This is a genomic window from Edaphobacter aggregans DSM 19364 (assembly GCF_000745965.1).
Classification (GTDB): domain Bacteria; phylum Acidobacteriota; class Terriglobia; order Terriglobales; family Acidobacteriaceae; genus Edaphobacter; species Edaphobacter aggregans.
The window spans coordinates 1723-21901 of record NZ_KN050794.1 but is presented as its reverse complement, the minus strand read 5'-3'; the positions used below and the strand labels follow the sequence as shown (position 1 = coordinate 21901).

The following is a 20179-nucleotide window of genomic DNA, read 5'->3' as shown; positions in this document are numbered from 1 at the left end:
TTCAGATAGCCATTGCGACGTGGATCACACACCACAAGCTTCGTCACATGCGGCTTCAGCAGGTCATACAACCACGCTGCCCAGGTGCCCTCTTCAAACGTCAGATGCAGACTCCCGCGCAGCCCATGCACGAACTCGAGAATCGTAATCGCCTTGGTTTCGATGATGCTTTCCATCACCAGCTTGCCCGAAGAATTTAGAACCGCGATCGAGATCGAGTCCTTGTGAACATCCATTCCGATATACTTCGTGCCTTCCATAGAAGAGTGCTCCTTTCCGGCGGTGAGATGGCAACCGCTCACAGCCTAGTCCAAGGGGGCACCTTCTTATATTGCGTCTCGTTATCGGCAAGTTCGGGATATCCAGCCCTCGAAGCGTCGAACTTGCCGCAAACCCCGTTTTACAGACATGTGGAGGATTCATCGTTCGTTGAAGCTGTTTCATGAGCCAGTCTCCATTCTGTTTTCTTAGACAAAAACAAACGGAAGTCGACCCCCTCAAACCTATACTGGGCTTACGAAGTCCTCAAGGTTAGCTAATGCGTAAAGCATTGTTTGGTCTAGGTGTGTCCTTGCTATTCCTGCCATTGTTGCTCGTGGTCTGGTACGTGGCGGCTGTGCGGTGGGCGCCGATGGATGCTTTAACGATTGCACTGCCTCAGGCTGCGCAAGATCCTGATTCATGGAGCACGCGCGGTCGTATTGCGATCCAAGCGGGACCGAATCGCGATGGGCGCCTGGATGACCTTCGCTTGAGACGAGGGCGCCACGAAACGTATTGATCGTGGCAACAGCACACAAACTGGCGCGGATCGCGTGGGCAGTGCTCTCAACGGGCCAGGACTATCGAGCAGTACCCGAGGTCTGCACCGGATAAGTGAAGATGAAAGAACAGTCAAAACGGCGCACCTGAAACCTGCTTGCCGAAATGGCCCATACGAGGCCGGGCGTTTTCAAAGGACAGGTACGCGGCGTATCTCATCAAGGCCAGGAGAAAACTCTCCACCTAAAGGCCGGATACATTGACGCAGACTTTCCTTCATTCGAAACTTTTCCCTTGCATTCACGCGGCGGACCATACATTCGGCAAGTTCGGGATATCCAGCCCGGGAAGCGTCGAACTTGCCGAAATCCCCGTTTTCGGGAACTTCGCCTTTAGAGTTCATGCAAAGGCCTGTTGGTGAAAGTTGAGGTTGTTGCCCAGGGAAATCAGTAAACCATTGCCGACTTTCCATTAGCAATGCGGCACTTATCCAAGCCCCAATCATCGAGGCCACCCATTTACCATCGAGCTGTGCAAACCCTACAACAACTTCTTTTCTCCCTGCCGCTGTTGACACTTGGCGCTCAAGCGCAAACTCTTACCATTATCCACGCCAAAGTAATCAACACCGTGGACGGCAAAATCCAATCCGACACAACCGTAGTCATGAATGGCAATCGAATCACCAGGGTTGCGCGCAGCACCAGACTCAAACCGAAGGCCGGACAGGTCATCGACGCCCATGGCGAATATCTCATCCCCGGCTTGTGGGATATGCACACTCACGTCTACTTCGACAGTACCGCTGCCGATGGCACGGATCTCGTGCTTCCACTCTTCCTCGCCAACGGCGTCACCGGGATCCGCGACATGGGCAGCGCACTTGATCCTGTTCTCCACGCCCGCGATGAGATCGCCGCACACCGTCTCTTCGGCCCACGCATGCTGGTCTCCGGACCCATGCTCGATGGTCCTAAATCCCATTACAAAGCAGCCATTGCCATCACAACTCCTGAAGATGGCCGCAAGGCTGTCGACATGCTTAAAAGCCGGGGTGTCGACTTCATCAAGGTCCAGTCCGGAGTTCCACGTGAAGCTTATTTCGCTATCGCTGACGAAGCAAAGAGGGTTGGCATCGAATTTGAAGGCCATGTTCCAGACGCTATCCGCGCCTCCGAAGCTGTCGCCGCCGGCCAGCACACCTTCGAGCATCTCATCGGCATATTTGAGGCCAGTTCTCCGGACGAGACCAAGTACCTTACCGGCAAAAAGACTGTGGGCATATTTCTCGCCACCTACGACTCCGGACTTGAAGCCTACATTATTCAACTCCTGGCCAAGAATCAGGTCTGGCAGTGTCCTACTCTCTACTGGGAGCGGGGCCAATGGCTCGTCGACGCCATCGACTATACCAACGACCCCGATCTCGCCTATGCTGCCCACACCTGGGTTACCAAACATTGGCCCGCGGCGCAAAAGGGGATCCTAAAGACCCTCGACACTGACCCGCTTCCCATCCGCGAAAAGTTCGTCGCCCACGAACTGGACATCGTCCGCAAACTCCATACCGCCAATGTTCCTTTTCTGGCTGGCACGGACACTCCCGCCGGCGTCGATGTTATTCCCGGAATCAGCCTCCATCTGGAGTTGCAACGTTTCGTGGCGGCTGGTTTTACTCCACTCCAGGCCCTGCAGACCGCCACACTCAATCCTGCAAAGTTCATCAACCGACTCAACGACTTTGGGACGGTCCAGCCAGGTCGAATCGCCGACCTCGTCCTCCTTGAAGCGAACCCTCTAGATGACATCGCGAATACTCGAAAGATAGCGGCGATTGTCACCGATGGCCGTTACCTATCGCAACAAGATCTCACTCGGCTTCGAATCAAGCTCAAACAGCTCGCAGCCACGAAATAGACCATCGATCTGCTGCGTCATGAGACGATCGACCTCTCCGTCAATCACCGGTCAGCCTCATTCACCATCACTGCTGCACTTCTCCATATCTGTGAGTCAGCTTTGTAAACGCACAGTCAGTAACGGAAAACGCTCCAGGGTTCAGACGGGTTGCGATCGCCGATTGTTACCGGAATCCTGGCGCGATGCCGGAAGGAATCGGAAGCGGAGAGCGACTTGGCAATGTATTTCGAGGAGCACGAGCGCGACGATCATGCTCAGTTGAGCGACAATGGAATCTGAGATGAGCCGAATTTCGCGCAACGCCCTATTACGAGCCATTCAGGCCGTGCAGGAAATGAACAACGAACAAAAACTGGGATTGGCAGAAGAGATATTCTCCTCCCAGCCCAATATGCTTGGTTCGGTTCTTGTTTTGCCGCGACTTGGCGTGTCTGCGGCAAAGCAGGAGTTTGTTCTCGAGATCCTGTTTCTCTGTTTTCAGGCGATGAAGGAATCGGCCTTGACCTGGCCTTTGATTACAGAGGATGAGCAGGAGAATCAATTAAGGCGCCATAATATCCTTCTTCGGTTTTTCGCTTCGCTGGATGGGGAGTCTCTGCAGAATAGTTCCATGCAGCAATTTGTTGATGGTCACTCTGAACAGGATTTGCTTGCCTGGGTGATGACAAAATGCCGAGAGTGGCTATCGGAGTCTGTTCGAGAAGAAAGCGACAAATACGTGCTGCAGGTGGCCGTCAATCTTGTGAGCTGTATAGCCTTCGTTCCGATGCCGGTCACTTGTTCTCAGAGTATTCAGTAACGGGTGTTGATAGGTCGTTGTCCAGAAGCAGACGTCGTTTGTGTAACCATTCGTCCGTTTGCGAGTATGCGCAATTGCACAGGAGTTGTGCCAAGTCGGATACTGTTCAGCGATCTGCTTGTTACTCGTCCTGTCAACTGTCCAACCAGCCAAGGCACTCACTGAGCTGCGCATACGCGCAATTCTCAGGATTACTCCCCGTAAACGGCGATGTCGACTGGAGGAGTTCTGGGATGACGCCCAAATCGCCTGTGCGTGAAGTGCCCCTGAAGTCCGGTTTGAGCAAGTTCACTCGGCCAGTGGGGTTCGGCGCGTCGAACTTGCCGAAATCCCCGTTTTGGGGATGTCGATTTAGCTGGTGGAGCCGCCTTTCGATCACTAGACTGTGTGCTCCTGAGTGTTGGAGGCTTCATGAAGCGTCCACTGTTCGTAGTTGCGGTACTGACAATGATTGGTACAGCGGCAGCACACGCACAACCTGCGCCTTCCCCGACTCCCTCGGAAGGCCTTGAACTGCTCAAGCAAGTGGCCAAATCGGTTGCGGGTGCCTTCGACAAGATTGCAGATGTGAGCAATTGGGTGAAGGTCGTCACTCAGACCGAGAAGATTCTCCGCGATGCGGACTTCCTCCTAATGCGGTGCCGCCGCGTCTGTTCCTCCCGATTCTCGAAGCGTCATCCGTCGAAGGCGACGAGACGCTTCAAGACCTTTGGGCAGGTTTGCTGGCGACCGCATCACAACAGACCGATTCGGTTTCACCGTCGTTTATCGAGACGCTCAAACAGCTGACCCCAGATGAAGCAAGGCAGCTAGACCACGTATACAAGACCATTCAAAAAACCGCCCCCTTCCAGAGAATGACGAATGAGCCTGTCACTCCTTACGCATTCACCAAAGCGGGGGGGGCACCGCCCGGCTCTGACGATACATTCGAATGACTCGGATTAATCCGACGAGACTACAACGTGACACTCCGGACTGAAACCGAGCCAGAGCTACTTTTCCAGTTTGTTTTTACACGGTATGTGGTCAGCTTTTTAGAGGCCTGCAACGGTCCGCATGCATCACCTAAGACTGACGGCAAAGCGGGTTTTCCCCTCAAGGACGCCTACGTGCGCAAAGGGCCACCCCGCCGTTAGCGAGGCTCATCGGGTTCGAGCCCCGTCGTCCCCACCAGTGAGGTGGCAGGTTGGACTCCTGCCCGGGCCACTCACAGCCTTGAAAGGGCTGCGAGTGTAGCGCCTCCAAACCACTATTTTAGTCGAGTACGGGTCAACGTAGCGCCGGAGCGCCAGACCCACTAGGGCGTTGCAACTCCGCGTCAATCAGGGTGTCAAGGTCCACGAGGAGGCTAGCTGCCAGCTCCTCGATTTTGGGGAGCCCGGTGGTTATCACCTCGTGGCCGAGGAAGATCATCGGGCCGGCTCCTACGGCATAGCCGAAGACCACCGAAGATGCGGCAGTTCCGCCGGTGAGGATGGGAATGGAGGAGACGCTGATGATGTTGTGTACCTCCTTGCCGTGGTTGGTGAGCAGCCCATAACGCGGCGATTTGGCGACGGCGTCACGCAGGCTGCTGCACAGCCCTTTGCCGACCTCGTCCTTGGCGCCGCACTCGACATAGACGGGCCGCTTGGCTTGGGCGTGAGCGAGAGCGGAAGCCAGCATGACGGCCGCGATGAGTGCGAGTGCGAATGGAGCTTTCATCTGTTCTCCTGGAGTTGTCCATGCTACCCCGCCCGGTTCGCGCGCCAGGACGCGCCGCTGAAACCTGGAAGGTATAGGGTGGTTCAAATACATAGCCGCAATGCTTATTCCGGCAGTCATTATGGTGCTGAACGCGGCTGCAAATGAGCCGTTATGCATCAAGTCAACAGCCTTTTCGGCAGTCTCTATCGGGGGCCAATAACTACTCAGCCTTGGGGTGGCCATAATGCTCCTGCGTGCACGAATACATCGCTTCTGAAACGTGGACGGGAAAATAGAATCGCACACCTAATACGCTTGCGAAACTACCACTTACGAGCTATACAAATTACATGCCTCTCAAAATGAGAGCTTTGCAACCGCAGGCGCTCTGCGGCCAAGACAAACAGCCGATTGCATCACGACTCCCTTGAACGTGAGCCTCTGGGCCGTTCTTGGAAGTGAAGGATGTGAAGGACAAGAGTCGGCCGTCCATCTGATAAGGACGAAAATCTAATCAGTTTCTCGCCGGTAGCGACCGGAATTCCTATCAGCAGTTTCGCTGTTTAGGCAGACAGGATAATTATGTCTGTACCTCCCAGAGGCCGCATCTGCATGCTCAGCGATGTAGATTTCGAAAATCTCTCACGCGGCATCCAGCCGGACTGCAGAGATCATATCCACGTGGGAAAAGCCAGGGCATTTGAATTAACTGGCAATCCCTCGATGGGAAGGGTTCTAGCCTTTTTGACTTCTTCGGCAACGACAGATGAAGATCTTGCGCCCGCAGGATGCTTCATTGAGATCGGCGGCTTTGTGGAATATGCGCATTTGCGTAAAACTACTAAGCCCAATCTCAAAGCTATATATGCCGTCGGCGAGAAAGTCGCAGCCGATGAGAAGAAGCCTTTTATGCGACGCACCTTTTACCCAGTCGCCTAAGGCTTTTTAAAACGAATCGCACGGTGAAGCAGCCGTGCATGCCGAGCCTTGACCCTCCCTGGTCAGGGCTTTTTCACGTTCAGGTGATCGATGGAACATATCTTCCTAGAACTGTTCAAAACAGTGGACACGCAGTACATCCTTGGCCCAATGGCCATTGCCTGGCTGACCGCGAAGTTGAACAAAAGCCTAAAGCCTAGAAAGACTCGTTCCCGGAATCATCTCCACCAAAGCACCTTGTCGCTTTGAAAAGGAGACTCCGGTCTCCCGTATGGAGCTCAGCTCTTTTCACGCATGATAATGTCCTTTATCATGCGTGAATGGAGAGAGGGATGAGAGAGGGATGATTGAAGGCGAAACGGAGTCGCACTTTGCTGAAGGGGTGCCGGAGGAGGTACGGCAAGGGATCCGGAACTTCTTTGCCGACCTGAAGGAGAAGCGGGAAGAGACTGCTTTCGTTGAAGCCGACGACAGATACGAGGACTACCTTCGCTCGAAAGAGTGGAAGAGTGTCAGGAGCCGAGTGCTCAAGCGTGATAACCGGCAGTGTTGGCGCTGCGGAGGCCATGCCACTCATGTGCATCATCGTAGCTACGAACCCGATGTTATGGCGGGCAACAATGATGAACAGTTGGCCTCTATTTGCGAGGGCTGCCACACTGTCATCCACTTCGACGAATCTGGAGCAAAGCGAAGTCTCGAAGAGACAGACCAGCTCCTGTTTGTGAAATGCCATGCCACTGATTTCCCCTCCCCAAAGTTAGATATGCGCAGGAAATGGCCAGAGCTTCCACCGGAGTGGCCCCGTATGACGGCCGTGCAGCGTGCCGCGTGGAATTGCGAATACTCGGGACTTAGACTCGACCGTATGATGGAAAGGAACAGGAAGCAGTAGAAGGTAGCTTCTTCTCGGGAGAAATCTAAGTGACCGACCCGGATGGAATCGTGGCACTGACTACATCGTCCACTTCCTTGCCCTCGCTGTTTCTCGCGCGCCCAGCGGCGCGCACACGGCTGCGGGACTTCTTCAGCTCGCACATCCGCAATCCTCATACCCGCCGTGCCTACCGGGAGGCGGTACGGCAGTTCTCTGGCTTCTGCACCGAGCATGGGATCACCGATCTCGCCCAGGTGGAGCCGGCGCATGTGGCGGCCTTTGTCGAGGCGCAGCTAAAGCTGCATTCGAAACCCACGGTCAAGCAGCGGCTGGCCGCGTTGCGCATGCTCTTCGATTGGATGGTGGTCGGCCAGGTCTTGCCCATTAATCCCGCCCATGCCGTGCGCGGCCCGAAGCACTCGCAGAGGCGCGGCAAAACCCCGGTGTTGCAGGCCAATGAGGCGCGGGCGCTGCTCGATGCGATCGACACCACTTCCCTTCCCGGCCTGCGCGATCGAGCGCTGATCGGCCTGATGGTCTACACCTTCGCGCGCGTCGGCGCAACCGTCGCGATGAAGGTCGAAGATTACTTTGTGCAGGGCCGGCGCGGGTGGGTGCGGCTTCATGAGCAAGGCGGCAAAGAGCACGAGATGCCCACGCATCACAATCTGGACCGCTACGTGGAGGAGTACATCTCGGTGGCTGGAATCGCTCAGGACCGGAAGGGACCGCTCTTCCGCACGACGCGCGGACGCTCTGGGGAGCTGACCGGGAACGCCATGCTGCAGTCCGACGTGTGGCGGATGATCCGGCGACGCGCTCTGGCCGCCGGCATTAAGACTGAGATCGGCTGCCATACCTTCCGGGCGACCGGCATCACTGCGTACCTCAAGAACGGCGGCAAACTCGAAGTAGCGCAGCTGATGGCCGCCCATGAATCAGCTAGGACGACCGGTCTCTATGATCGGCGCAGCGATGAGGTCTCACTCGATGAGGTCGAGCGAATCGGGATTTGAAAGACCTTTCAAGCAACCCTTTAAGTGGCTCTGCAAGTTTTGCTTCGTTCCCGGTCAAGGTCAGTTCGGAAGTTCATCCTCGGCTGCAGGATGAGATTGTTTCATTACCCCCGGTTGCTCACGCGCTCTATTTCCCCCTCTTGAGGTGCCCCCTTCCCTGACTCCTAGCCTTCTCATGGACCTGTTATAAGAACTGGCCCGCATTTCAAGCCCAGGTAAGGAACGGATGGACTACACTCATCCCAATCATGACGCGCAAGTCACGTTTGAAGAACCAGCACAAGCCCATCGGCTTCGGAGACGCGTACGACCCTCGCTCCGTCGAAGGACACCGGAACGCCGTAAATGAGGCAAGAGAAACACGCGAGTACAACAAGGGGTCGCTTCAGAATACGGATCATAGAGCACGATAAGCGGCAGCGCTTGCTGCAAATAAACCACTTATTGTGGTTGCCTTTTGTATCTCCCATACTACTGCGAAGTGCCCTGCTGTAAGTCATTGATGTTATTGACACACAAACTCCTAAACGTGCTTTAATGTCCGTATTCTGAGGTGACCCTAAAAGCGAACTAAGTCCGTAAACGTTTCAAGCTAAAGGGACCCCCTGACGGGGTGCTGCGGAACCTTGACAACGCTTAGCGCACAGGCCTAGCGTTGTTATTGAGTAAGCACCTCTTCTTATTCTTTCAGGTCCCCTGGACTAAGTCAGCTCATCTGAAGTTATTTCCTCTTAGCGTACCGCAGAAAGAGGGATAGCTTTATGACAGTATTGACCCGTTCAGATTCTTTCCGTGGCTCCTCCACCCTGCAAGACCAAGTGAACCGTCTTTTCCGTGAGTTGTACAGCCCACCGGCGGGCCCGGAGGAGGCGTTGACGACCACCGGTTTTGCGCCTCCAGTGGACATCTACGAAGACGAGCACAACATCACCCTGAAGATTGAAGTCCCGGGCATCGACGAGCGAAACGTTGATGTCCGCATTGAGAACAACACCCTCACCGTACACGGCGAGCGTAAGTTGGAGAAGGAAGAGAAAGAGGAAAACTACTGTCGCGTCGAGCGACAGTACGGAAGCTTCACTCGCTCGTTCACGCTGCCGAGTTCCGTAGATCCCGAGCAAGTGAGCGCCCACTATGATAAGGGCATGCTGAAGATTAATCTTGCCAAGAAGGCGGAAGCCAAGCCCAAGCTGATCAAGGTTAACGTTGGCAGCGAGAAGACCCCCGAAACCTTGGCTCCCGTTAAGGTCGCATAAAAACCATTGTCAGTTGCGAATGGGCAGTCATCTGGTTCTGTCCATGCCAAATCCCGTCGGAAGTGCAACGGTACCGCTGGAGCCGCCATGAGCCTCATCAAGAAATCTGATGTAAAGAATCATCTTTCTGCACAGCCAAGAAAGAACCTACTGCCATTCAGGCCTGCGAGCCAGCCCAACGCTACCGGATACTCAGAAAACCAACTTTCCTGTACGGGAGTGAATACACCAAGTTCTGGTGCGGATTCCGCTCGGCACCTTTCTTCGAAAAGCCAATGGTACAGGACGCCGACTCCGTTCCGAGTGGAGGAAGGCAATACAACAAGTACGCTAATCGCTAGTGGATAGTTAGGTCTTGCGTAGTCTGAGAACGCGCGCACGCTGAGAAACAACATGCCTAAGGGGTATCTCAACGCCTGCCGACTGATGCTCGGGCAGGCCTCGACTGTTCAATGAGCATAGCCGCTGTTACTGCCAACAGAGGATATGGTCACTTGTCCGCTAAGCCGACTTATCGGACAAGTGCTGCACCGCACTAAAGCGTCGCAAGTGCTGCTGTCCTCTCTCACTTGGCTTGTTCATTCCGCAGGCAGGTATAGAATTTGCGCGTGAAAGCTCGATTGCTTCTCGGCATCCTCTGCCTCCTGTTGCCCATCTTCTCCGCTCGCCTGACAGATGTTGGCACTATGGCGACAGAACACATCTACAAGCGAAAAAGTCCGGCGAGCCGCTTGGCTAGTGCCTACTCAAACCCAGCCGACAGGGGCTGTTCCAGCTAAAGGCGATCAAGCTTCGCTCGCCAACGGAACCGAACTGCAGGTAAAAGAACGCGTTTTCGTGTTCGATTACAAGATGGATATCAAACATCCATCTTCTTTGCGATTAGCCCATCCTGACGTTTGCGAGTATATTGATTTGGGGGCGAGTGATATGACCCCATGTCCATTCTGTTTACAGATCAGAGATGCGCGTAAAGACGTCAGTGAAATGTAAAGGGATGGGAAAACATGTGCTTCTATGAGCTACTCCAACGTAGCAAACACACTCGCTCCTAATTCTGTTAAATCCGAAGACACTGAGAGCTAAGGAATCTCCACCCACTACTCCCCGACGCTATCAGCAGAGACGATCGGGCAGGGTTGCCCAATAGCGCGTAGACTCGCTTTCATGAAGACCTTCCGTAACAATCCCGAACTTCGCTTGGCATTGATCAATGCGCAAATTGATTCGCTTCAGACCAGATTGCCTTGACGCAAGGCCTGGTGGTCGTGAGGGCGCGTTCGCATGGCTGGAAGCGTGGCGGTTACTCGCGGGCCTTCCACCGAGCAGGATTGGTTGGGGCTGCACTGGCGAGTAGACCGTGATCGGGCGCGCCCTACAAGAAGCACACTCACAACAAGAGCGGCAAATAAACATTTTGGATGACAACTCAAAAGCTTTCTCCTCACCTCACGGAACAGTAGAACATGCCCCGAACTGTCCAAAAGAGGAGTGTCCTGCGACGAGCCTTTAGGTTTGCGCTCAAGCCAGCCCGACGCAAAAACGGGGTTTGGGAAACTTGGCCCTTCTTAGCACCTGACAACTCGAACTTGCCGAAAAGCGGACTTTGCGGGAGATAAGTGGATCATGTCCGTTTTATGTGCTTTCCGGGGTCACTACACCAAAAGTAAAAAATCGTACGCTAACACTCCGTGGATTGAGTGACAGTTCCACTTGTCCGAGATGGCGACTATTCGCTCAAGCGGATTACTGCAGCCTAATGGGGCGCTCTGCACGAAATCCCTGCCTTTCGGAGGAGATCTTCGGTTCATTTGGCTCTAACTCAGGTACCGGTCCAACTGCTGCACCGTCCATTACCAGCGCCTCCACCGCAACCGCAACAGTAGGATCGGCCTTCAGCAGACCCCGGATAGAAATGTCAGGGTCCTGCCAATTAGAAATGTCAGTTTCTAAGGATGGGCTGGATCAGGATGAGCGAGCGCGATCTTCGGCGAGTAGAAGTTCTAAGCGAGGTTGAGTCAGGTAGGCGTTCACGAGCGGCGGCAGCTTCTCTGCTCGGGTTGAGCGAACGGCAGTTATACCGGTTAATCGCCCGGTACCGGGCGGGTGGCGGATTTGGGTTAGTCCACAAGGCCCGCGGACGAACGTCGAACCGCAGCATGAACTCTGGGATTGTGCAACAAGCAAAGTCAGAAAACGAGACCAGAGAACACTCCGACACTTCACATCAATATTGGCTCGCATCGACATCATCACAAAGCCAGGGCGGTAAATGTTTTCGGTTGGCCGATACTGATGTGGGGAAAATTGAGTTTTCTCTTCCTGTAATTGGAAGTCAAGGCGTTTTACTTAGCTGGCGCAATTTACTTACTGGAATTCTTCGACACGCTTTGTGTATGCAATGTCGCTCTTCTGAAGTCGCTGGGCTTCGAGCCCGTCACCTTCTTGAAGGCTTTCGTGAATGCTGCTTCCGACTCATATCCCACGCTGCGCGCAATCGCGGCAATGCGCAGCGAACTGCTCTCAATCAGCCTGCCCGCCTTGTGAATGCGCCAATCCGTAAGATAGCTCAGCGGCGTTTTGCCAACGATATTTTTGAAACGGACCGCAAATGCGGAGCGAGACATTCCCGCGGTCTTGGCGAGCATCTCAACGGTCCACGCTTTCTTTGGCTCCGCATGGATGGCTCGGATAGCTGGTGCGAGATTCTTGTCTGCGGTCGCCGCGAGCCATCCCTTCTTTGGCATGGCGCTCTCCTGAATGAAGGCGCGGACCGCGTGAATGAACAGCAGCTCGAACAGCCGAGCCACTGCGGCCTCCGAACCCAGATGCACACTTTCTGTTTCTGAGCCAAGAAGCTCAAGAATGCATTGAAAGGCCGAAGTCCTTTCTTGGCTCCTTCTTAGATGAAGCAGCGTCGGTAGAACCGATGAAAGCGGCTCTGCATCGAGGCGATCGATTTCAAAGTATCCGCTGATGAAGGTTGTGACCGCACCACCGCCTCCAAACTCGATCTGATTGCCGACGCGAAGAGCTTCGACGTCGAGGCACGCGGTCATCGCCGATCTCTCATCATCGTAGATATTGTAAGGTTCGTCCCCGAGCATGATGAAGACATCTCCGTCTTGTATCGGGATAGGCATCGGACAGCTTTTAGTGGCCAGAACTCCCGTTCCGTTTACCACCAATACGAATTTGATGGAGGGATCGCCATGGGATGTTAGACCCCATGGAGCATAAGCATTCAGGCGCGTGAAGCCGGCCTTCCTAATGCGCATCGACGAAAAGAACTCTGCCAAGGGATCCAAAGTAATACATTCCTCTCTAATGGACGTTTGAGCCAGAAATACGGACGATAGAGACTCAATAGTATCGTTTCTAGCTGATACGGTGATTAGAGAGGAGATTAGAATGCAAGACCAACTCGCCCTAATAAATATCATTCGAAGCCAGAAGGCAAAATACTGCCGCTTCGTGGACACGAAGAAATGGGAAGATTTCGCCGATCTCATCGTGGAGAATCCCATACTACGCTTCTATTCCACTGACGACGAGCTGCTGTATGGATTTGGCTCGGCTGCGGAGTGGATTCAGCTTATGAAGAGCTATCTCGATGGTGCGCACACCATTCACCAGGTCCACAACGACGAGATCGAGGTCGTTTCCGACAGCGAAGTGCGAGTGATCTGGTCGATGGAAGATTACCTCATCCTCGCAGAAGGTGACGATCGCCCCGCATCCATGCACGGATATGGACACTATTACGAGACCTGGCGTCTTGAAGACGGCAAGTGGCGTCTTGCTGAACTGGATCTCCGTCGGACCATTCTCGAAATCAAGCCCAGAACGTAGAGCGGGTGAGCTGCTGGCCAGATTGGCGTGAATCACCGCTGAGTTTCTGATCGCGCACGTCGCGAACATCCGCGAAGCTGGAGCCGGATGCGCAGACATTCACTCTGACCAACTGGCGACATTACGCATAGTGCGCTCCATAGGCGCCTTTTGGGCACCCGGAACCAAGATAGGAGAAAGTCAATGAAAGCTATCGTTATGAACGGCACTGGTGGACTCGAGATGCTGGAATATGCCGAGAGACCCGATCCAGTGGCAGGTCCGGGGCAGGCACTAGTCGAGATCACCTTCGCGGGGGTGAACTTCATGGACATCGGCATACTGCAAGGTATGGCGTGGAACGAAATCCCTAATCCCAAGATACTGGGCGTGGAAGGCGCTGGCAGAGTCCTGGCTGTGGGAGAAGGCGTCAACGGTATTAGACCGGGGCAGCGCGTCGCCTGGGTTTATGCCCCCGGCAGCTATGCGCAGCGGATTGCGATCGCTGCGGACTCGTTAGTGCCGATTCCCGAAACGATCGACGACCGGGTGGCAGCAGCCGTTATGATGCAAGGTCTCACCGCAAGCCATTTCGCCACCGATTTCTATCCGGTACAGCCTGGCGATGTCGCCTTTGTTCACGCCGCGGCTGGAGGTCTTGGTCTGCTGTTGACCCAGATTATCAAGATGCGGGGCGGTCACGTCATTGGACGCATCTCGTCGCACGAAAAAGTTGCCATAGCCAAAGAGGCGGGAGCAGACCATCTTATTGTGGATGCTGAGGGTCAGTTTGCCGAGGAAGCGATACGCCTGAATCATGGAGAGGGCGTGCATGTCGTCTACGACGGCTCCGGACCACAAACCTTTCAGGGATCGCTGGATGTGCTGCGTCGATCTGGAACGTTCTGCTGGTTCGGCCCTGTTCTCGGTGGACCGGGACCGATCAACATTATGAGCCTGCCAAAGAGCATTAAGATTGGCTACGCTGTTTTCTTCGACCACATCCACACTCCCGAGCTGTTTCGCACACATTCGACGAAGCTGTTCAACTGGATTGCGGAAGGGAAGCTTAAAGTCCGAATTGGGGGTGAGTATCCCCTTGCAGATGCAGCAAAGGTCCTTGCCGATATGGAGAGCCGCAAGACTACCGGCAAGCTGCTACTCGTCCCTCAAAGCGGATCGTTATTTCTAACTTAATAATCGACTTTGCCCGCAACTGAGCATGCAGAGAAAGAGAGTATTTGTGAAAATTGGTGTTGTAAGCTATCCCGCGTCAGGACATTTGAATCCCATGACCGCGCTTGCACGCAGGCTACAATCACGTGGACACGAGGTACTATGCATTGGTGTTCCAGATACCGAACCTGCCATTCGGGCCGCTGGGTTGACGTTCATTTCTTATTGTGAGGAAGAATTTCCAGTGGGCTCCCTAGCTGAAATCTACGCCCCTGTGGCGAAGATGCACGGACTAGAGGTGGTGAACTATACATGCCGGATGATATTCTCGCGTCTCGGTCGAGCAGCCTTAAAGCATCTTCCGCAAAAGTTAGAAGAGGCAGGCGTTGAGGCACTGGTAATCGATCCCATCCACTTTTTCCTTGAACTAGTTCCCATGAGCATGGGCATCCCGTACATCCATATCTGGTGCGCTCTTCACTTTGATTTCTCGGGATCGACGCCAGCGCCTCTCTTCAACTGGCAACACGAGACCACCTCGGAAGCGTTGACCAGAAATGTCGGGGGATTGCAGCAGATCGGAGAAGCACTCTTGCCGGTATTGGCAGAAGCGATGCCCTACGCCGACAGAACTGGCCTCCGAATCAATTGGCAGGAGCCCGGATCAACTGTTTCCAAGCTGGCTGTCATTACGCAGGCTCCGAAGGAATTCGATTTCCCTGGTATTCCATGGCCTGCCCACTTTCACTATGCTGGTCCATTTCACGATGATGAAGGTCGCGAGCCTGTAGCTTTTCCACGGGAACAGTTGAGCGGCAAGCCTCTGATCTACGCCTCATTAGGAACCCTGGTAAACGGTTTGGACCATGTCTACAAGGCGATACTTGAGGCGACTACGGAGCTTCCCGAGTTTCAGCTTGTCCTTTCGGTAGGCCAGTGCATCAATCCCGATGAACTGCGGCCAATTCCATCAAATGCGATCATCGTTCGCAAAGCCCCCCAACTCGAACTGTTGAAGGGCGCCGCACTTTGTATCACTCACGCAGGGCTAAACACTGCACTTGAAGCGTTGACTCAAGGAGTTCCAATGGTCGCCCTTCCAATCGGTTATGACCAGCCCGGCGTTGCTGCCAGAATCGTATATCACGGAGTAGGGGAATCTTTAGAGATTGAGAAACTCACCGGCGAACAGCTGTTGGAAGCGATGCGAAAAGTGCTGGAGAATCAGAGCTACCGCGAACGAGCCCGTCACTTCCAGAAGGTCATAGCAGAAACCCGCGGATTGGAAGTGGCTGCGGACCGAATTGAACAGGCTTTCAAACGAGCCAACCCTTCTATCGATCAGAATAGAAGGGGGATTAGGTATTTGGGTAGGGGTGTTCAAGCTAGTGGCGCTCCCTAAAGGCGACTACACGATGGTCTTCAAGCAGCTTAAATTTGGACGCATCTCGTCGCACGAAAAAGTTGCCATAGCCAAAGAGGCGGGAGCAGACCATCTTATTGTTGATGCTGAGGGTCAGTTTGCCGAGGAAGCGATACGCCATGAATCATGGAGAGGGCGTGCATGTCGTCTACGACGGCTCCGGACCACAAACCTTTCAGGGATCGCTGGATGTGCTCCGTCGATCTGGAACGTTCTGCTGGTTCGGCCCTGTTCTCGGTGGACCGGGACGATCAACATTATGAGCCTGCCAAAGAGCATTAAGATTGGCTACGCTGTTTTCTTCGACCACATCCACACTCCCGAGCTGTTTCGCACACATTCGACGAAGCTGTTCAACTGGATTGCGGAAGGAAAGCTTAAAGTCCGAATTGGGGGTGAGTATCCCCTTGCAGATGCAGCAAAGGTCCTTGCCAATATGGAGAGCCGCAAGACTACCGGCAAGCTGCTACTCGTCCCGTAAGCACGAAGCTCACCAAGCGCAGCATTTGCCCTGAAACGGACCTGACGCCGCAGATGCGCAACTTGAACAGGAGCATCGCGACGTTTTCCCAGGCAACACGAACCGTGCACGCAGATGAAAGACAATTATGAATTCAGAGAAGGAGAAACGTTACTTGATCGGTGAAAAGGATCTGCCAATCGTACTTGTACATGGAACAATGGGGAAATCAGAGGACTGGTCGCGGGTGGTGGAAGGGCTATCTAACTCCCGCTCGGTGATTCGCCCAAATTACATAGAGCGGGTCGCTGGAACGAACTCGACAGGTGAACTTGCGATAAAGGATCTCGCGGATGAGGTTGTAGCTGCAGTCAGGGCCGAAGGTAAGCAACGCTTTGATCTTGTCGGCGGTTCCCTTGGAGCGGCAATTGCAACATGCGTCGCAGCAGAGTACCCGGAGATGGTCCGTTCGCTTGTACTCGTATCAGGTTTCAGCTATGGAAGCGATCCGAGGATGAACCTGCAGTTCAAACTGTGGCTTCGCTTAGCGAGCACAGACAAAGTAGCATTTACAAAACTGCTGCTGGTGAGTGGCCTAAGTCCCGGGTTTTTGTCTGCATTTGACGAATCCACTCTAAACGGAATCATTGAAAACTTTATCGCATCGACTGACTGGCGCCCGATTGAACAGACCATCGGCGTAGACATTAGTGTGGATGTTCGGGAGTACGCCGCGAGAATCAAGACCCCGACGCTGCTGATTACTGCAAAGCACGATCAGATTGTGCCGCCAGCTTACTCGGAGAATCTGGTTCCTGACGCGAAGGCCATTGAACTCAATTCGGGCCACTTGATCTTTCTGGAGAAGCCAGTCGAAATGGCTTCCGCCATACTTTCTTTCTGCCAATCGCAGCAAGATTACCCCATCGTCAACGAATTGGCGTCCTGCTAGGTTCCGCTACGAGGCGGCTGCTGATCGGGGCGGCATGACGGATCCTCCCCTTCCCCGTTCTACCCGCAGCAAAGAAGACCCCGCATACCAAAGATAGCTAAGCAGTCAGAAAGAGAGAGAACATGAAAAAGATTGGTGTTGGAATCATCGGTGCGAGCCCGCTTCATCCTGGATGGGCCGTAGCGGCACACATCCCCGCTTTGCGATCCTTGCCGCAATACGAGCTGCGAGCTGTAAGCACGAGCCGTAGGGACTCAGCAGACGCAGCCCGAGACGCCTTTCAAGTTGCTGCCTATGACAACCACAAAGATCTGATCAATGATCCAAATGTCGACTTGGTAGTTGTCTCCGTGAAAGTAACCAACCACTCGGAATTGATCTCGGATGCGCTTGCAGCAGGGAAAATGGTCTTCAGCGAATGGCCGTTGGGAGTAAGCCTTTCAGAATCTTTCGACCTGGAAGCAAAGGCGACAAAAGCGGGAGTGCGAACCCTCATTGGCCTGCAGGGACGATTCTCACCAGAGGTTCAACACGCGCGAGATCTGATCGCTCAAGGCTACATCGGGGAGGTACTCTCGACGACTCTTGTAGGGTCGGGCATGTCCTGGGGCGGTGCTACACCCAGAAGCAGCGCGTACCTCTTTGACGAAGCAAATGGCGCAACTCCGCTCACAGTCCCCATGCTGCATGCACTCGACACGATCGCTGCAATTCTTGGGGAGTTCAAGACCGTCTCACTGGCCTCAGCTGTTCGACGGAAGACCGTGCGGGTTGTCGACGACAACACGAAACTGCCGGTGACCACGCCGGACCAGGTCAGCTTCAATGGCGTGCTTGAAAGTGGTGGGCTTGTCTCAGTCTTCTATCGGGGTGGATTGACGCGAGGCGACAATTTCTTCTTTCAGATCAACGGCAGTGATGGCGATCTGATTTTTCAATCCGCCATCGGCAATGTCCAAGTAGCCGACTTGCGTCTCCAGGGTGGCTCGGGAACCGAAGCCGGCATAGCCGACCTAACAGTGCCAGACGATCTCAAATCGAAGTTTCCCAATATTCCGACTGGCTTGGCGTCCAACGTAGCACGTCTGTATGCACAATTCGCTTTGGACATTGAACACGGGACGCAGATCGCTCCAGACTTCAGCCACGCTGTCCGCCGACATAAACTGATAATGCAATTGCAGAAATCGGCCCGCAGTGGTCATGTCGTCGAATGCGAGGAATTGGATCGGTGATGGAGGACCCGGAACTTGGGTAGCCATGCAATTCCTGCTGTCAGTCAAATAGGTAGGCCCGAGCAGGACTCCTCACCATTCAGAGAAAGCGGACCTCTCAAGTTACAACTAGCGGGTCCGGGGTCTACACCCTCTGTTGAATCTCGTTAGAAATGTCAGGGTATCTGACTCATTAGAAATGTCAGTATAGGTCATAGACGTCGTCGTGCGGTGGGAATGTGCGAAAGCGCTGCTTTTGCGATTTCCACGCATTATAAAAGGGCGCCCTTTCGAGTAAGCTGCGGTTGCTGTGCGAAAGCAGTCAACCAAAGCCTAGAGGAAAGGAACACCCAGATGGATAGTGTGAAATATATCGGGTTGGATGTCCACCGGGACACGATCTCGGTGGCCGTTGTGGATCAGAGTGGGCGGTTGGTCATGCAGTCGGTGATCCCCACGCAGGCCACTGCAATTCTGGATTGTGTGAGTGGAATACAGGGTAGCTTGCATGTCACCTTGGAAGAAGGAACGCATTCGGCGTGGCTCTACGATCTCCTGGTGCAACGGGTGAAGAAGTTAGTGGTGTGCAATCCACGCAAGAACGCGCTCTTGAAGTCGGGAAGCAAGAGCGATGCGATCGATGCGCGCAAACTGGCCGAGTTATTGCGGGCGGGGATGTTGTCTCCGGTTTATCACGGGGAGCACAGTGCGCTGGAGGTGCAGCATCTGGCACGCGCCTACGCGATGCTGACCGACGACACGACGCGAACCATGATGCGGCTCAAGGCCGTGTTTCGCAGCCAGGCGGTCGTCTGTACTGGCAGGAAGCTGTACGGAAAACGGCACCATGATGATTACCTGAACGAGTTGGACCAGGATGGCCCACGGAGGCGCGCGGAGTACCTGTATCAGGAGTTGGATGGCTTACAGAAACTACGCCGTCAGGTGCGACACGAGCTGATCGTTGCGTGTCGCAAACACCCGGCGGCGAAATGGTTGCAGTCGGTACCCTTCCTGGGGCCACTGAGCACGGCCGTGTTGATCGGACGAGTGAAAACACCCCACCGTTTCCGCAGCAAACGCCAGTTCTGGGCTTACTGCGGACTAGCGCTGGAGACTCGCGACAGCGGCGAATATTGCGTGGTCAACGGGCAGGTGGAACGCAGAAAGAGGCCGGTATTGGTGCGCGGATTGAACTGGAACCATAACCATGAGCTGAAGAACTTGTTCAAGGGTGCCGCGACCACGGCCAGCGCCGGCAGCGGGGTCTTTCAGCAGTTCTACCTTGGGCTCTTGAATAAAGGAATGCAGCCAGAGATGGCGCGGCTGACGCTAGCGCGTAAGATCGCCGCCATCACGCTGAAGATCTGGAAGAAAGGAGAAGCGTTCAACCCAGAGCATTTGAAAGCACAAGCAGCTTGAGCGCTCAGCACCATCGGAGAACGGAACTATATCTGTGTAATCCGCGGTCACCGAGCGCTTGGGTTCGAGGGTGAGTATCCCGGAAATGTCTAGGCGAAACAGTCTCACTTCCCACTGTATGCCCCCTCGGACAACCCAACAAAGCAATAGGCCTTGAGTCTCAGATAGAACCATGGTTGGCAAACTGCCCAACTGCTCACAGGCGCGAAGAAGCCGAACGGAAGAACGCAAGAGAGATTTATGGATCCGACAATCTCCCCCGAAGTCAAAGCCGAGCTACGCTCCAAGCACCGAGTCTCAACGCTGCAAGCGAGGGCTGGATGTCAGAAAAACAAATCCTCCTTGCGGATAGAAAGAAGTATTTTTTTCTTGACATCCCCTCTCCAAAAACTCTTTCAAGTGTGAATCTCCGCGACCTGGAGTCCAAGTTTGGTGGCTCTCTC

Annotated in this window: 18 protein-coding genes and 2 pseudogenes; 15 read left to right on the top strand and 5 right to left on the bottom strand. The window is 54.3% G+C overall.

What is annotated here, in order from left to right; genetic code table 11:
* Window positions 1-260 (bottom strand): annotated as a pseudogene (locus Q363_RS35430) (hypothetical protein); the annotation flags it as partial.
* Window positions 261-952: 692 nt separating this feature from the next.
* Window positions 953-1339 carry a hypothetical protein gene (locus tag Q363_RS41905; RefSeq protein WP_169747259.1) on the bottom strand — a complete coding sequence of 129 codons (387 nt, stop codon included), beginning with the start codon at window positions 1337-1339 and terminating at the stop codon, window positions 953-955.
* Between the two features lie 53 nt (window positions 1340-1392).
* Here Q363_RS41905 and Q363_RS35425 point away from each other — a divergent pair, with 53 nt between their 5' ends.
* From Q363_RS35425 to Q363_RS39915, 3 genes are all read left to right on the top strand, one after another.
* A complete protein-coding gene (locus Q363_RS35425) occupies window positions 1393-2679 on the top strand; it encodes an amidohydrolase family protein (RefSeq protein WP_245632687.1) in 1287 nt (428 codons plus the stop codon).
* A 283-nt stretch (window positions 2680-2962) separates the two neighbouring features.
* On the top strand, window positions 2963-3481 hold the full coding sequence (locus Q363_RS35420; RefSeq protein ID WP_035359920.1) for a hypothetical protein: 519 nt from the start codon (window positions 2963-2965) through the stop codon (window positions 3479-3481).
* A 638-nt stretch (window positions 3482-4119) separates the two neighbouring features.
* On the top strand, window positions 4120-4419 hold the full coding sequence (locus Q363_RS39915) for an Abi-alpha family protein (RefSeq protein ID WP_211256505.1): 300 nt from the start codon (window positions 4120-4122) through the stop codon (window positions 4417-4419).
* Between the two features lie 334 nt (window positions 4420-4753).
* On the opposite strand, the gene Q363_RS35405 is transcribed toward Q363_RS39915, so the two are convergent.
* Window positions 4754-5188, bottom strand: a complete 435-nt coding sequence (locus tag Q363_RS35405; protein ID WP_035359915.1) for a hypothetical protein — start codon at window positions 5186-5188, stop codon at window positions 4754-4756.
* A gap of 594 nt (window positions 5189-5782) precedes the next feature.
* On the opposite strand from Q363_RS35405, the gene Q363_RS35400 reads away from it, so the two are divergent.
* Window positions 5783-6109, top strand: a complete 327-nt coding sequence (locus Q363_RS35400) for a hypothetical protein (RefSeq protein ID WP_035359913.1) — start codon at window positions 5783-5785, stop codon at window positions 6107-6109.
* A 310-nt stretch (window positions 6110-6419) separates the two neighbouring features.
* On the opposite strand, the gene Q363_RS41900 is transcribed toward Q363_RS35400, so the two are convergent.
* Window positions 6420-6845, bottom strand: coding sequence for a hypothetical protein (locus tag Q363_RS41900; protein ID WP_157468320.1), 426 nt, complete (start codon window positions 6843-6845; stop codon window positions 6420-6422).
* Window positions 6846-7054: 209 nt separating this feature from the next.
* Here Q363_RS41900 and Q363_RS35390 point away from each other — a divergent pair, with 209 nt between their 5' ends.
* The 4 genes and pseudogenes from Q363_RS35390 to Q363_RS45240 form a co-directional block, all read left to right on the top strand.
* On the top strand, window positions 7055-8002 hold the full coding sequence (locus Q363_RS35390) for a tyrosine-type recombinase/integrase (RefSeq protein ID WP_245632686.1): 948 nt from the start codon (window positions 7055-7057) through the stop codon (window positions 8000-8002).
* A 761-nt stretch (window positions 8003-8763) separates the two neighbouring features.
* Window positions 8764-9258 carry an Hsp20/alpha crystallin family protein gene (locus tag Q363_RS35385; RefSeq protein WP_035359910.1) on the top strand — a complete coding sequence of 165 codons (495 nt, stop codon included), beginning with the start codon at window positions 8764-8766 and terminating at the stop codon, window positions 9256-9258.
* Between the two features lie 738 nt (window positions 9259-9996).
* Window positions 9997-10251: a hypothetical protein gene (locus tag Q363_RS41895; protein ID WP_157468317.1), complete on the top strand. Its 255-nt coding sequence runs from the start codon at window positions 9997-9999 to the stop codon at window positions 10249-10251.
* Window positions 10252-11213: 962 nt separating this feature from the next.
* Window positions 11214-11399, top strand: a pseudogene (locus Q363_RS45240) (helix-turn-helix domain-containing protein); the annotation flags it as partial.
* A 222-nt stretch (window positions 11400-11621) separates the two neighbouring features.
* Here the strand turns inward: Q363_RS45240 and Q363_RS35380 are convergent.
* Window positions 11622-12785 (bottom strand): AraC family transcriptional regulator, encoded by a 1164-nt coding sequence (locus Q363_RS35380; protein ID WP_245632688.1) that lies wholly within the window; start codon window positions 12783-12785, stop codon window positions 11622-11624.
* On the opposite strand from Q363_RS35380, the gene Q363_RS35375 reads away from it, so the two are divergent.
* The 7 genes from Q363_RS35375 (at window position 12670) to Q363_RS35345 (ending at window position 19736) form a co-directional block, all read left to right on the top strand.
* A complete protein-coding gene (locus tag Q363_RS35375; protein WP_084081082.1) occupies window positions 12670-13110 on the top strand; it encodes a nuclear transport factor 2 family protein in 441 nt (146 codons plus the stop codon). The two genes, Q363_RS35380 and Q363_RS35375, sit on opposite strands and share 116 nt — an antisense overlap.
* A gap of 183 nt (window positions 13111-13293) precedes the next feature.
* The gene (locus Q363_RS35370) at window positions 13294-14286 is read left to right on the top strand and encodes a quinone oxidoreductase family protein (RefSeq protein WP_035359907.1); all 993 of its coding nucleotides are present in this window, start codon (window positions 13294-13296) and stop codon (window positions 14284-14286) included.
* A 46-nt stretch (window positions 14287-14332) separates the two neighbouring features.
* Window positions 14333-15667, top strand: coding sequence for a glycosyltransferase (locus Q363_RS35365; protein ID WP_051979805.1), 1335 nt, complete (start codon window positions 14333-14335; stop codon window positions 15665-15667).
* Between the two features lie 13 nt (window positions 15668-15680).
* On the top strand, window positions 15681-16169 hold the full coding sequence (locus tag Q363_RS35360) for a zinc-binding dehydrogenase (protein WP_211256503.1): 489 nt from the start codon (window positions 15681-15683) through the stop codon (window positions 16167-16169).
* 127 nt (window positions 16170-16296) lie between these two features.
* On the top strand, window positions 16297-17100 hold the full coding sequence (locus tag Q363_RS35355) for an alpha/beta fold hydrolase (RefSeq protein ID WP_035359906.1): 804 nt from the start codon (window positions 16297-16299) through the stop codon (window positions 17098-17100).
* A gap of 122 nt (window positions 17101-17222) precedes the next feature.
* On the top strand, window positions 17223-18335 hold the full coding sequence (locus Q363_RS35350) for a Gfo/Idh/MocA family protein (RefSeq protein ID WP_035359904.1): 1113 nt from the start codon (window positions 17223-17225) through the stop codon (window positions 18333-18335).
* A 333-nt stretch (window positions 18336-18668) separates the two neighbouring features.
* Window positions 18669-19736 carry an IS110 family RNA-guided transposase gene (locus Q363_RS35345; RefSeq protein ID WP_035359903.1) on the top strand — a complete coding sequence of 356 codons (1068 nt, stop codon included), beginning with the start codon at window positions 18669-18671 and terminating at the stop codon, window positions 19734-19736.
* Window positions 19737-20179 lie beyond the last annotated feature (443 nt).